The sequence below is a fragment of the Pseudocitrobacter cyperus genome, assembly GCF_039889165.1.
Lineage (GTDB): Bacteria > Pseudomonadota > Gammaproteobacteria > Enterobacterales > Enterobacteriaceae > Pseudocitrobacter > Pseudocitrobacter cyperus.
In genome coordinates, this window is sequence record NZ_JAYMYY010000007.1 from 133,009 (window position 1) to 147,323 (window position 14,315).

The 14,315-nt window shown below is 55.5% G+C and carries 12 protein-coding genes; all 12 read right to left on the reverse strand.

Translation table 11 applies throughout. The features are described 5' to 3' along the window. Positions 1-2: 2 nt before the first annotated feature. On the reverse strand, positions 3-1,622 hold the full coding sequence (locus tag VSR74_RS19610) for an isovaleryl-CoA dehydrogenase (protein WP_347796252.1): 1,620 nt from the start codon (positions 1,620-1,622) through the stop codon (positions 3-5). Between the two features lie 118 nt (positions 1,623-1,740). Beyond that, entirely contained in the window at positions 1,741-2,472 is a 732-nt protein-coding gene (gene rlmB, locus VSR74_RS19615) for a 23S rRNA (guanosine(2251)-2'-O)-methyltransferase RlmB (protein ID WP_015966205.1), read from the reverse strand. Positions 2,473-2,617: 145 nt separating this feature from the next. Continuing rightward, positions 2,618-5,059, reverse strand: coding sequence for a ribonuclease R (gene rnr, locus VSR74_RS19620; protein ID WP_347796253.1), 2,442 nt, complete (start codon positions 5,057-5,059; stop codon positions 2,618-2,620). Positions 5,060-5,097: 38 nt separating this feature from the next. Beyond that, positions 5,098-5,523 carry a nitric oxide-sensing transcriptional repressor NsrR gene (gene nsrR, locus VSR74_RS19625; RefSeq protein WP_015966207.1) on the reverse strand — a complete coding sequence of 142 codons (426 nt, stop codon included), beginning with the start codon at positions 5,521-5,523 and terminating at the stop codon, positions 5,098-5,100. Positions 5,524-5,730: 207 nt separating this feature from the next. Next, entirely contained in the window at positions 5,731-7,029 is a 1,299-nt protein-coding gene (gene purA, locus VSR74_RS19630) for an adenylosuccinate synthase (RefSeq protein WP_015966208.1), read from the reverse strand. Between the two features lie 102 nt (positions 7,030-7,131). Then, positions 7,132-7,329 (reverse strand): DUF2065 domain-containing protein, encoded by a 198-nt coding sequence (locus VSR74_RS19635; protein ID WP_347796254.1) that lies wholly within the window; start codon positions 7,327-7,329, stop codon positions 7,132-7,134. A gap of 75 nt (positions 7,330-7,404) precedes the next feature. After that, the gene (gene hflC / locus VSR74_RS19640; RefSeq protein WP_015966210.1) at positions 7,405-8,409 is read right to left on the reverse strand and encodes a protease modulator HflC; all 1,005 of its coding nucleotides are present in this window, start codon (positions 8,407-8,409) and stop codon (positions 7,405-7,407) included. Between the two features lie 2 nt (positions 8,410-8,411). Further along, positions 8,412-9,671 (reverse strand): FtsH protease activity modulator HflK, encoded by a 1,260-nt coding sequence (gene hflK, locus VSR74_RS19645; protein WP_347796255.1) that lies wholly within the window; start codon positions 9,669-9,671, stop codon positions 8,412-8,414. 93 nt (positions 9,672-9,764) lie between these two features. Then, complete coding sequence (hflX, locus tag VSR74_RS19650) at positions 9,765-11,045, reverse strand: ribosome rescue GTPase HflX (RefSeq protein WP_347796256.1); 1,281 nt, start codon at positions 11,043-11,045, stop codon at positions 9,765-9,767. Positions 11,046-11,116: 71 nt separating this feature from the next. Further along, positions 11,117-11,428 carry an RNA chaperone Hfq gene (gene hfq / locus VSR74_RS19655; protein ID WP_347796257.1) on the reverse strand — a complete coding sequence of 104 codons (312 nt, stop codon included), beginning with the start codon at positions 11,426-11,428 and terminating at the stop codon, positions 11,117-11,119. An 84-nt stretch (positions 11,429-11,512) separates the two neighbouring features. Continuing rightward, positions 11,513-12,463: a tRNA (adenosine(37)-N6)-dimethylallyltransferase MiaA gene (gene miaA, locus VSR74_RS19660; RefSeq protein ID WP_347796258.1), complete on the reverse strand. Its 951-nt coding sequence runs from the start codon at positions 12,461-12,463 to the stop codon at positions 11,513-11,515. Then, entirely contained in the window at positions 12,456-14,306 is a 1,851-nt protein-coding gene (mutL, locus tag VSR74_RS19665; protein ID WP_347796259.1) for a DNA mismatch repair endonuclease MutL, read from the reverse strand. Before mutL ends, miaA begins: the two co-directional genes overlap by 8 nt. Between the last annotated feature and the right edge of the window lie 9 nt (positions 14,307-14,315).

A 14,315-nucleotide genomic window follows, 5' to 3' on the forward strand; every position in this document is an offset into this window, starting at 1 on the left:
CGCTATACTCCCCCGGTCGCCCTCAGCAGTACATCATTGCTAACCTGCTCACTGAGTAACGCCCCACCGCGCGTATCCAGCATCATCCGACACCAGGCCTGCGCTATTGGCGGAGAAGCATACTTCAGCATTTGCGCCCCTGCGCCCAGCAGATAAATTTGCATGGCTATTTCACGCCCCTGCGCTTCCGACGGCTTACGTAACCGCTGCTGTAGCTGTCGCCACTGGCGATCGTAGTGCCGATCCCGACCTTTCACTTCGCCACACATCTCTGCCAGCAGTTCAAGCGCATCCGGTTGTTTTGTCAGTACCCGCAATACATCCAGGCACATGATATTCCCGGAACCTTCCCAGATACTGTTGACCGGCATTTCACGATAAAGACGCGGCAGTTCATTCTCCTCGCAATAACCGGAGCCCCCCAACACTTCCATCGCCTCGGCCACAAACGGCACTCCCGTTTTGCAGATGGCGAACTTCGCCGCTGGGGTAAACAGCCGTGCCCATAGCCGTTCCGATTCCTGTTGAGGACGTCCCCATGCGCCTGCAAGACGGAACAGAAACGCCGTTTGCCCTTCAAGCTGCAACGCCATCCGCCCCAGTACCTGATGCATCAACGGCAGATCGACCAGGTTTTTGCCGAACGCCTGTCGCTGGAAGGCATGATAGAGCGCGACCGACAGCGCCCGCCGCATCATGCTATGGCTACCCAACGCACAGTCAAAGCGCGTCAATCCACCCATACGCAGAATTTGCCGCACGCCTTCCCCCTCTTCGCCCAACAGCCAGCCGCTGGCGTCCTGAAACTCTACTTCACTGCTGGCGTTCGAGCGATTGCCGAGCTTATCCTTCAGCCGTTCGATACGAATGGCGTTGCGCTGACCGTCCGGCAACAGTCGTGGGACAAAGAAACAAGAGAGCCCGCCTTTGGCCTGCGCCAGCACCAGATGTGCGTCGCTTTGCGGCACGGAGAAAAACCATTTATGCCCCACCAGCCGATAGCTGCCATCAGTTAAGCGTTCCGCACGCGTGGTGTTACTCAATACATCCGAACCACCCTGCTTTTCAGTCATCCCCATGCCCAGTAGCAGGCCGCGCTTTTGCTCTGCGGGCAACAGGTGCGGATCGTAGCGATCGCTTAACAGCGGCGTGAGCCACTCGTTAAATTCAGCAGGCAGGGCCTGTTGCAGCAACGGCGTTGCCGCGAAGGTCATGGTAATCGGGCACAGCGTTCCGGCTTCCACCTGAGCATGCAGCATAAAGCGCGCGGCGCGGGCAACGAACGAGCCCGCACGCGCATCCTCTTCCCACGGCAGATTGTGTACCCGGTTGGCGCACAGCCCCTGCATCAGCAGATGCCACGCGGGATGAAAACGCACGTCGTCCAGCCGCGAGCCGGTGGCGTCGTAGCGCAGAAGCTCAGGGGGATTGGTGTTGGCGAGCCGCCCAAGCTCCAGCGATTCGGCGGTGCCCAGTTGCTGACCAATACTGGCCAGCAGGTCGCTATCCCAGCCTGCGCCTTCGCGTACCAGCGCCTCGCGCAGTGCGCCATCGGACAAAAAAAGATTGCTGTTATTTAACGGGCCAGGCTGATTAAAAACAGTATGCGTTTGCCAGGACATGTGTCTCCCTCCATCAATCGGCAATGCCTTAAGTATGGACAGAGGTAAACATTTGGCGCTGGATTACGGTCACAAAAAAGCCATCCCGCAGGATGGCCTGATTTCAACACGGGAAAAATTACCCGCGCTGGCGTACCGCTTCAAACAGGCAGATGCCCGTCGCCACGGAGACGTTCAGCGAAGAGACGCTGCCCGCCATTGGGATGCTGATCAGTTCGTCGCAGTGCTCGCGGGTCAGACGGCGCATGCCTTCGCCTTCTGCGCCCATCACCAGCGCCATGCGGCCGGTCATTTTGCTCTGATAGAGCGTATGATCGGCTTCACCAGCGGTACCGACGATCCAGATGTTCTCTTCCTGCAACAGACGCATAGTGCGCGCCAGGTTGGTCACGCGGATCAACGGCACGCTTTCTGCTGCGCCACAGGCCACTTTCTTCGCCGTTGCGTTCAACTGTGCAGAGCGGTCGCGCGGAACAATCACCGCGTGCACGCCCGCCGCATCGGCGCTACGCAGGCAGGCGCCGAGGTTGTGCGGATCGGTGACGCCATCGAGGATCAACAGGAACGGGTTTTCCAGCGAAGCGATCAGATCCGGCAGATCGTTTTCCTGATACTGACGGCCCGGTTTCACCCGCGCAATTATGCCCTGATGCACGGCACCTTCGCTTTTCTCATCCAGATACTGGCGGTTCGCCAGTTGGATCACCACGCCCTGCGCTTCCAGCGCGTGGATCAGCGGCAACAAACGTTTATCTTCGCGGCCTTTTAAAATAAAGACTTCCTGAAAACGTTCAGGAGCGCGCTCCAGCAGGGCCTGGACTGCGTGGATACCGTAAATCATTTCACTCATTGATGGACTCGTTGTTAACTTTGTTATCAGGTCACCCTCACCCCACCCTCTCCCTAAGGGAGAGGGAGAAAACCGGCGCCGGACCAAACATCGGCTCGATCGGTTCCCTCTCCCTGCGGGAGAGGGTTAGGGTGAGGGGCGGGTTTTACTCCGCCACTTTCTTCTTCGCCGCGCGCTTCGCTTTGGTTGCGGCAGCAATTTTCTGCGTTTTCTCAGACGGCCTCTTCGCTTTTCTCGCGTCTTTCTTCGCGGCTTTAGGTTTCTGCTTTTTCTCACCGCGGAAAGCGCTGTCCGGCTCAAAATTCACTTTCTTGCCGACCTGGCGACGGCGACTGCCGTTTTTATTCGCCGGGCCTTTCTTCGCTTTTTCGCGTTCAGTTTTGCCGACATTACGCGGCGCACGTTCGCTGGAAATCAACGAGAAGTCAATCTTACGCTCGTCCATGTTTACCGCTTCCACGCGAACTTCCACGCGGTCGCCCAGACGATAGGTCTGCCCGCCGGATTCACCAATCAAACGCTGACCAATCTGGTCGAAACGATAGTAATCGTTATCCAGCGACGAAACGTGCACCAGGCCGTCGATAAACAGTTCATCGAGACGGACAAAGAAGCCAAAACCGGTCACGCTGGCAATGACGCCTTTAAAGACGTTACCCACCTGATCCTGCATGAAGTCACACTTCAACCAGTCAGCGACGTCACGCGTGGCTTCATCAGCGCGGCGCTCGGCCATGGAACAGTGCTGACCGAGTTGCAGCATCTCTTCCATCGAGTAGTGATAGCCACCGGTTTCCGTGGTGTTGCCTTTATGGCCCTGCTCTTTCGCCAGCAGATACTTAATGGCGCGATGCAGCGACAGGTCAGGATAACGGCGAATCGGCGAAGTAAAGTGCGCATACGACTGCAACGCCAGGCCAAAGTGGCCGCGGTTTTCCGGGTCGTAAATCGCCTGCTTCATCGAACGCAGCAGCATGGTTTGCAGCATTTCAGCATCAGGACGATCGGCAACAGATTCCAGCAGCTCGGCGTAGTCGCGCGGCTCCGGCTTGTTGCCGCCCGGCAGTTCCAGGCCCAGCTCCGACAGAACGGAACGGAACGCGGTAATCGCTTCAGTCGTTGGTTTATCGTGAATACGGAACAGCGCCGGTTCTTTCGCTTTCTCAACGAAACGCGCCGCCGAGATGTTCGCCAGAATCATGCACTCTTCAATCAGTTTGTGCGCGTCGTTACGCTGCGTCTGCTCAATACGCTCGATGCGACGTTCGGCGTTAAAGATAAACTTCGCCTCTTCGCTCTCGAACGAGATCCCGCCACGTTCGCCACGCGCTTCATCCAGCACTTTATAGAGGTTATGCAGCTCTTCGATGTGCTTAACCAGCGGCGCATACTGTTCACGCAGATCCTGATCGCCCTGCAGCATATGCCACACTTTGGTGTAGGTCAGACGGGCGTGAGAGCTCATCACCGCTTCATAGAATTTATAGCCCGTTAAGCGGCCTTTCGATGAGACGGTCATTTCGCAGACCATACACAGGCGGTCAACCTGCGGGTTCAGCGAGCACAGGCCGTTCGAGAGCACTTCCGGCAGCATTGGGACAACCTGCGACGGGAAGTAAACGGAGGTGCCACGGTTGCGCGCTTCTTTGTCCAGCGGGGTTGGCGGGCGGACGTAATAGCTTACGTCAGCAATCGCCACCCACAGACGCCAGCCACCGCCGCGTTTTTTCTCGCAGTAAACCGCATCGTCAAAGTCACGAGCGTCTTCGCCGTCGATAGTCACCAACGGTAAATCACGCAGATCGACGCGGCCAATTTTCGCTTCTTCCGGCACCTGCTCTTTCAGCCCGGCAACCTGCGCTTCAACCGCTGGCGGCCAGACGTAAGGGATCTCATGGGTACGCAGCGCCATGTCGACAGCCATGCCGGTGCCCATGTTATCGCCGAGCACTTCGACAATTTTACCAATCGCCTTGGTACGACGGGTCGGGCGCTGGGTCAGTTCTACCACCACCACAAAGCCCATACGCGCGCCCATCACCGCTTCTGGCGGGATGAGAATATCAAAACTCAGGCGGCTGTCGTCCGGCACAACAAAGCCGACGCCCGCATCGGTGAAGTAGCGGCCAACGATTTGCCCAGTTCTCGGCTCCAGCACGCGTACAATACGCGCTTCGCGACGGCCTTTACGATCCGCGCCCAGCGGTTGCGCCAGCACCTGGTCGCCATGCATGCAGACTTTCATCTGTTCGCTGGAGAGATACAGGTCGTCTTTACGCCCCTCTACGCGCAGGAAGCCATAGCCATCGCGATGGCCGATAACCATGCCCTTCAGCAGGTCGAGACGTTCCGGCAGCGCGTAGCACTGACGACGGGTAAAGACGAGTTGCCCGTCACGCTCCATGGCGCGCAGGCGACGGCGAAGGGCTTCAATCTGCTCTTCGCCTTCAATGTTCAGTTCAACCGCCAGCTCTTCGCGATTAGCTGGCTTTTCACGTTTGGTTAAATGATCGAGGATAAATTCCCGGCTCGGGATAGGATTGGCGTATTTTTCAGCTTCGCGGTCCAGGAAAGGGTCTTGTGACATATCGGTTCCTCCGTTGTCATCGTTGTCGGCGATAGTCTTTACTCCACCAACAATAATTTATAAAGCGGTTGATTCTCTTCAACCAAATCGGCCAGTGTGTAGTTATCCAGTTCCTTGAGAAAACTTTGCACGGCTTGAGAAAGCGCCTGTTTCAATCGACAGGCCGGTGTGATGTGGCAGAACTCACTGCTGCAATTCACCAGCGAGAGAGGTTCCAGTTCGCGGACAACGTCGCCTACGCGAATCGTCTCCGCCGGCTTGCCCAGCCGGATCCCGCCATTTTTCCCCCGCACTGCCGTCACGTAGCCCGCACGGCTTAGCTGGTTGATAATTTTCACCATATGGTTACGTGACACGCCATAGACCTCTGTCACTTCAGAGATACTGGTCATCTTGCCATCTGGCAACGACGCCATGTAGATCAGCGCGCGTAATCCATAATCGGTAAAGCTTGTTAACTGCACATCAACCTCAGGGGAACAGGAACTCGGGAAGAATAATTTCGGATATTTATATTGATGATAAACCAGCCACCAGCCAGGTCGCTAATTTTTTCGGTGCGGGAAGGAAAAAAGCGCGGATCTTGCAAGATATTAAGCCGGATTGCAGCGCTGAGCGCGTTATCCGGCTTATCAGCCCGGTTAACCATCGTTACCGGGCATTTCCATCAATTATGCGTCGAACGGGTCGCGCAGGATCATCGTTTCGGTACGATCCGGGCCGGTAGAGATAATATCAATCGGCACACCGGTCACTTCTTCGATACGCTTGATGTAGTTCAGCGCTGCCTGTGGCAGGCCGCTACGCTCTTTCACACCGAAAGTGGATTCAGACCAGCCAGGCATGGTTTCGTAAATCGGTTCGATACCTTCCCAGTCGTCTGCTGCCAGCGGAGTGGTCGTCACTTCGCGGCCATCCGGCATACGGTAAGCCACGCAGAGTTTAACCTCTTTCAGGCCGTCCAGTACGTCCAGTTTAGTCAGGCAGAAGCCAGACAGGGAGTTGATCTGCACCGCACGGCGAACCGCGACGGTATCCAGCCAACCGGTACGACGGCGACGACCAGTGGTTGCACCGTATTCGTTACCCTGTTTGCACAGGAACTCGCCAGTGTCATCAAACAGCTCAGTCGGGAACGGGCCCGCACCCACGCGAGTGGAGTAAGCTTTGATGATACCCAGTACGTAATCCACATAACGCGGGCCCAGGCCGGAGCCGGTCGCCACGCCACCCGCAGTGGTGTTGGAAGACGTTACGTACGGATAGGTACCGTGGTCGATATCCAGCAGCGTACCCTGCGCGCCTTCGAACATGACGAAATCGCCACGTTTACGCGCCTGGTCCAGCAGGTCAGACACATCAACCACCATACCGGTCAGGATGTCGGCAACCGCCATGACATCGTCCAGCACTTTCTGGTAGTCAACTGCGTCAACTTTGTAGTAATTCACCAACTGGAAGTTGTGATATTCCATCACTTCTTTCAGTTTTTCAGCGAAGGTTTCTTTGTCGAACAGATCGCCAACACGCAGACCGCGACGCGCGACTTTATCTTCGTAAGCCGGGCCGATACCACGACCGGTGGTACCAATCGCTTTCGCGCCACGCGCTTTCTCACGTGCGTTATCCAGCGCAACGTGATAATCGAGGATCAGCGGACATGCTTCAGAGAGCAGCAGACGTTCACGAACCGGGATACCACGGTCTTCCAGTTCTTTCATCTCTTTCATCAGCGCCGCAGGAGACAGCACAACGCCGTTACCGATGATGCTGGTGACGTTTTCGCGAAGAATACCTGATGGAATAAGATGGAGGACGGTTTTTTCACCGTTGATTACGAGAGTATGGCCTGCGTTGTGACCGCCCTGGTAGCGTACAACATATTTAGCCCGTTCTGTCAGGAGATCGACGATCTTCCCTTTACCTTCGTCACCCCATTGGGTGCCCAGTACGACGACGTTGTTACCCATTTTTCAAAATCACCGTTTGCTTAAAAATGGATTCTACCATCGCTTTTTCAGATATACAGCACTTTTTATATTCAAAATCATGCTGAAAAGGCCGTTTTTTGTTCAGCTAATCGTTTTCGTCAACATGTAGTAGATCACAATACCCGCAACCACAAGACCGCCGCCAAATCGACGTAACATCGTATCGGGTAATTGGGTCATCGTAGCGATCATCTTGCGCCAGGTCTTCGGATAAAGCATCGGGCCAAGCCCTTCCAGCACCAAAACTAACGCCAGCGCGAGCCAGATTGTAGAGTTCATTTTTCGTCCTTATAAAAGAAAACCACCGGCATCCGAAGATGCGGTGGTTTTTAAGCACTCACGCTTTAGGGGCGATTAACGCGCCGTTGCGTTCGGCGTTTTCATATAGCGGAAGAAATCGCTATCCGGGCTCAGAACCATCACGTCCTGATTGCTCTGGAAGCTGCTTTCGTAAGCGCGCAGGCTACGGATAAAGGCATAGAAATCCGGATCCTGACTGAAGGCGTCAGCAAACAGTTTCGCCGCTTCGGCATCGCCTTCACCGCGCAGGATACGACCCTGACGCTCAGCTTCCGCCAGCGTTTTGGTGACTTCATAGTCAGCCGCCGCGCGCAGCTTTTCAGCCTCTTCCTGACCTTGTGAACGGTGGCGACGGGCAACCGCTTCACGCTCAGCGCGCATACGGTTGTAAATCGCTTCGGACACTTCGGTCGGCAGGTTGATCTGCTTGATACGCACATCGACCACTTCAATACCTAACGCCGCCATACTGTTCGGGTTGATGACCGGCACTTTACCGTTGGTTTCTGCTGTCACGCGCTCAGCGGCTTCGGCAATCGCGTTATCCGCGGCTGGCGTTTCCACTTCGTCTTCGGTACCCGCAGAACCGGAGTTCAGCGCATCACGCACTTCCAGGGTCAGACGACCACGGGAATCGGTGACGATGTCTTTCACATCCAGACGACCAATTTCAGAACGCAAACGGTCAGAGAACTTACGTTTCAGCAGCACTTCAGCCTGAGAAACGTCACCACCGCCTGTTGCCAGGAAGTAGCGGCTGAAATCGCTGATGCGCCACTTGATGTAGGAGTCAACGATCAGGTCTTTTTTCTCTTTGGTTACAAAGCGATCGGCCTGGTTATCCATGGTTTGAATACGCGCATCCAGCATCTTAACCGACTGAATGAACGGGACTTTAAAGTGCAGGCCCGGCTCATAGATCAACGGTTTTTTGTCGCTGTCGCGCACGACGCTGCTGAACTGGAACTTAATCCCACGCTCACCCTCTTTTACTACAAAGATAGAGGTGTACAGCACTACCAGCACGATGATGATAATCGCGATAACTGACTTACGCATCGTTATTCCCCCTGACGCTGGTAGTCGTTACGCTGCGCGTTAGCGCGGCGTTGGTCCATGATATCGCCCTGACTGGTGGACGATGAGTTGCTCGCTCCGCTGTTGCTGGAGGAAGACGCCGGCGGCAGGCGCAGCAGGTTGTTGGCCCCGCTGTTATCGCTCTTTGCACCGGAGGTGTTCCCACCTTTCAGCATCTGGTCAAGCGGCAGAACCATCAGGTTGCCACCTTTGTTGTCGTTAACCAGCACTTTACGCGTATGGCTCAGGACTTTTTCCATGGTCTCAATGTAGAGACGTTCACGGGTAATTTGCGGTGCAGCTTTATACTCCGGCAGGATCTTGGCAAAGCGAGCCACCTCACCCTGCGCTTCCAGAACGGTCTGCGTCTTATAAGCACGCGCCTCTTCCAGAATACGTTGTGCCTGACCGTTCGCACGCGGCTGAACTTCGTTGGTGTAAGCTTCTGCTTCACGAATGTATTGCTGTTCGTTTTCACGCGCGGCAATCGCATCATCGAAGGAAGACTTCACTTCTTCCGGCGGACGAGCGGCCTGGAAGTTGACGTCCAGCAGGGTAATACCCATGTTGTACGGACGAATGGTTTCTTCCAGCTCACGCTGGGTATCGCTACGAATAACGGTACGACCTTCCGTCAGAATACGGTCCATGGTGTATTTACCGATGACACCACGCAGGGCGCTGTCGGTCGCCTGACGCAGACTGTCGTCGGCGCTGGTGACGCTAAACAGATAGCGCTGAGGATCGGTCACGCGGTACTGCACGTTCATCTCAACGCGCACCACGTTCTCGTCAGAGGTCAGCATCACGCCGGAAGCGGCCAGTTCACGAACCGCTTCGACGTTCACCGGCGTCACTTCGTCGATAAACGTCGGTTTCCAGTTCAGACCAGGCTCAACCAGATGGCTGAACTTACCAAAGCGAGTCACCACGCCACGTTCGGCTTCTTTGATGGTATAGAACCCGCTGGCTGCCCAGATGATGACAACGGCTGCCGCTGCGATACCGACGATGCGGCCACTCATAGGCGCGCGCGGCCCCTGAGTTGTACCGCCACCAGAACCGCTCTTACCGCCGCCAAGGCCACCGAGCTTTTTGCTCAGTTTGCGGAAGATATCATCCAGATCGGGCGGCCCCTGTTCGCGACCACCTTTGTTTCCATTTCCCTCAGAGTTGCCGCCAGGTTTGCTGCTTCCCCACGGGTCGCGGTCTTGTCCGTTATTACCGGGCTGATTCCACGCCATGTATGTGCTCCATATTTGTTATGCGGTGATCCCCAATGTCTTGCGACGGCAGGGGACAGGCGAAATGACTCCATGCTCCAGGCAAGCTGCCGGCTAGACCACGTAATCGGTCAACGCCGGTTCTTGTTTACAGAGGCGACGCCAGTCAACAATCGGCATACGAACTTGCAGACTGACACTGCCGTCCTCCTCCATCCACTCTTTTTCTATCGCCTGAAGCTGATAAAACCGGCTTCTTAAACGCCCTTCCTCAGGCGGTAGGCGCAGAGTATGCTGCGCTACTTCCCCGGAAAGCCGTTCGGTTAAAGCCTGGAAAAGCAGTGGCACACCCACCCCGGTCTGCGCGGAAAGCCAGACCCGGACAGGTTTGTTTTCTTCATCTCGGTCGATGCGCGGTTCGAAATCGTCCAGCACGTCGATTTTGTTCATCACGAGCAGCGTGGGGATCTCAAGCGAATCGATCTCCTCCAGCACTGTATTTACAGCATCAATATTTTCCTGCACGCGAACATCTGCAGCATCAATGACATGCAGCAGCAGGGTCGCCTGACGGGTTTCCTGCAACGTTGCTTTAAACGCCGCCACCAGGTCATGCGGCAGGTGGCGAATAAAGCCGACCGTGTCCGCCAGCACCGTCTCACCGACATCGGCGACATCAATACGGCGTAGTGTAGGATCCAGCGTGGCAAACAACTGATCTGCCGCGTAAACCTTCGCTTCGGTTATCTGGTTAAACAGCGTCGATTTCCCGGCGTTGGTGTAACCCACCAACGACACCGTCGGGACATCCGCTTTTGTTCGGGATCGACGTCCCTGCTCACGCTGCTTTTCCACTTTCTCAAGCCGCGAGAGGATTTGCATAATACGATTACGCAGTAAACGACGGTCAGTTTCGAGCTGGGTTTCACCCGGGCCGCGCAAACCGATACCGCCTTTTTGTCTTTCAAGGTGGGTCCAGCCACGCACCAGGCGCGTCGCCAGATGGCGCAACTGCGCCAGCTCAACCTGCAGTTTACCCTCATGGGTACGCGCACGTTGGGCGAAAATATCCAATATCAGACCAGTGCGGTCGATAACCCGGCATTCGCACAGTTGTTCCAGGTTACGTTCCTGGGCTGGGCTCAGCGCATGGTCAAAGAGAACGACAGAAGCGCCTGTCGCTTTTACGGCTTCCGCAATTTCGACAGCCTTACCTTCACCAACAAAATACTTTGGGTGCGGTGCTTTACGGCTACCAGTAATCACCTGCATTGCTTCGACACCGGCGGAAGAGACCAGAGATTCAAACTCCTGGAGATCTTCCATATCTTTGTCTTGCGAAAAATAGATGTGTACCAGCACCGCCTGCTCACCGGCATCATAACGGTCAAACAAGCGTAAATCCTCATAAAATACCAGCGGGGAACCGGGTAAACCTGGCTCCCCGACCGGGAAACAGCGTTAACTTATTCTGTGTCGTCGCTGTCTTGCGGCGCAGTGGTAGAACCCTGCGCGTTGCTACCATGATGGTAGTTACTGCTGGTGCCGCCGCCAGCGTTATTGCTGTGATGAGATACCGGACGGGACGGAACAACAGTGGAAATTGCGTGCTTATAGACCATCTGGCTGACCGTGTTTTTCAACAGGATCACGAACTGGTCGAAAGACTCAATTTGACCTTGCAGCTTAATACCATTCACCAAATAAATAGAAACCGGAACACGCTCCCGACGTAGTGCGTTCAGGAACGGGTCTTGTAAAGATTGCCCCTTAGCCATTCTCTCTTTTCCTTATATGCTTATTTGTACTTAGAACCTACAGGTTCTTAAAATTGCGCACGAATACGTTTCAATTGTACACATTCAGCCTACACAATCACCAATAACCTCTAATACTTCGTTGAACGCTCGTTCAGGTTGTTCGCTATCTAACCAGTGAACCCCATCCCAACCGCGCAACCAGGTCACCTGGCGTTTGGCAAGCTGCCTCGTGGCGCAAACTCCTCGATAAACCATTTCATCGTATGAGATCTCGCCTTCGAGGTATGACCACATCTGGCGATATCCAACACAACGAATGGAAGGCATATCCGTATGCAAATCTCCACGGGCAAAAAGCGCCCGCACTTCTGCTTCAAAATCTGAAGCTAACATCTGATGAAAACGCTGCTCAATGCGCTGATGGAGCAGTTCACGGCTCGCCGGGGCGATGGCGAACTGATGCACCTTATAGGGCAGAGCCTCTCCTGACGTTTGCGTCAGTTCCGTTAAAGTTTTACCCGAAATGAAAAAAACTTCCAGTGCCCGGGAAAGTCTTTGCGGATCATTCGGATGAATTCGCGCGGCGGCAACCGGGTCAATTGACGTAAGTTGCTCGTGTAACGCGGCCCATCCCTGCTCTGCTGCCTGTTGCTCAATTCGCGCTCTGATCTGCGGATCTGCCGACGGTAACGGCGACAACCCTTCCAGTAACGCCTTGAAATATAACATCGTTCCGCCAACAAGTAGCGGTATTCGCCCTGCGGCAGTAATCTCGGCCATTTCGGCTAACGCATCGCGGCGGAAATCCGCGGCGGAGTAGGCCTGTGCCGGGTCGAGAATGTCTAACAATCGGTGCGGTGCGGCATTCAGTTCTTCCGCATTCGGCTTCGCCGTCCCGATATCCATCCCTCGATAAATGAGGGCGGAATCAACACTAATCAACTCTACAGGTAAAACTTTACGTAATTCGATAGCCAACGCCGTTTTACCGGAAGCGGTTGGCCCCATTAAAAAAATCGCCTTTGGCAGGCAAGCCTCAGTCACGTCACTCATTTCTCAGGGCGTTCATCGCAGAATCTAAATCAACAGGTTGTAACAGACCACCTGGAGGTGCTTTGACCAGTTGTGGGCAGAGTCGTTCAACATCCGCCAACATCGCAATAGCCTGAGACATGTTCCACTGGACATGCTCGCTCGCCAGGTTGCGGGCCAGCCATTGGGCGATATCGCCCGCATCAGCCTGAGTTTGCTGCACCAGATAGCCTATCAGTTCAGGAATCAAGTTTTGTAAATTTTGTTGGCGTAAGGGTAAAGGCACGGCGCGAACGGTCACGTGCTGGCCTTCCGCCTGAAGGTCGATGCCCAGCGTCGCCAGTAGCGGCTGCGCGGTTTGCAACGCCTGACCTTCCGCCTCACTGACTTTCAGCCGCAGAGGGATCAACAGCGGCTGCGCGCAAATCGCGGTCTCGCCCGGTGTAAGCTGAGCCAGACGCAACCAACGTTCAGCAACGGGCAGGGATAACAAGCTGAGTTTTCCGCCGCGTTCCAGCAGTGCATAACATGGCGGCACAATGGTTAAGACGCGGCCAAAGCTCTGGCTGTGTCCGGCAAGGGATTCAGGAACCGGCTGTGCCGGTTTATCCGCAGTTTTCGGCGTGTCCAGCAACTGCCGATAGAGCGCGCCCTGCTGCTTTTGGTATCCCGGTTGTGCATTCGGCCAGCTTGCGCCACCGCGCGTACTGACACCGGAAGATGGCTGATTAAAACGCGGCGCTTCGGGCTCGCGGGCTACCGCAGGCTGCGCAAACTGGTTACGGCCTGCTGCGGCACGGTTTTCCGCAATCGGACGCGGCGCAAGTTCATCATCATCCTCTTCCAGCGTCAGTGGCGTCTCAAGTTGCTGTTGCAACACGCTGATCACGCCCTGGTAGATGAAATCATGCACCAGCCGCGACTGATGGAAACGCACTTCATGCTTCGCCGGATGGACGTTTACATCCACCTGATGCGGGTCTATCTCCAGATAGAGCACAAATGCCGGTTGCTGATCCGCCCCCAGTTTATCCTCACAGGCCTGACGGATAGCATGGTTAATCAGGCGATCGCGCATCATACGCCCGTTCACATAACAATATTGAATTTCCGCCAGCGCCGTGGTGGTGTGGTTTGGGTCGGCAACCCAGCCGCGAAGCGTTAAATCGCCGTGCTGCCACTCAATCGCCAGTGCATGTTCCAGAAACGCACTGCCGCAAATCGCGCCAAGCCGACGCTCACGCGGTGCGCCCTGTGCCACGGCACGGTATTGCCGGATCATCTTGCCGTTGTGATTGAGGGTGATCGCCACATCAAACCGCGCCAACGCTATACGCCGAATGATCTCATCGATATGATTAAATTCGGTTTTTTCGGTACGCATAAACTTACGGCGCGCGGGGGTGTTATAGAACAGATCCAGCACTTCCAGCGTGGTGCCGATGGGATGGGCAGCCGGTTTAACCGTTACATCCTGATCGCGCCCCTCCGCATAGGCCTGCCAGGCTTCTGGCTGATCCGCCGTGCGGGAAGTGAGCGTCAGACGGGCGACGGAGCTAATACTCGCCAGCGCTTCGCCGCGAAAGCCAAGGCTGATAATCGCTTCGAGATCGTCGAGGGAGGCGATTTTACTGGTGGCGTGACGCGCCAGCGCCAGCGCCAGCTCATCTTTTTTAATACCGCAGCCATTATCGCGAATACGGATAAGCTTTGCGCCGCCGCGTTCGATATCAATATCGATGCGGGTTGCGCCCGCATCGAGGCTGTTTTCTACCAGCTCTTTCACCACCGACGCAGGTCGCTCTACCACCTCGCCCGCGGCAATCTGGTTCGCAAGCTGTGGCGGCAGAACCTGAATCGGCATGAAAACTCC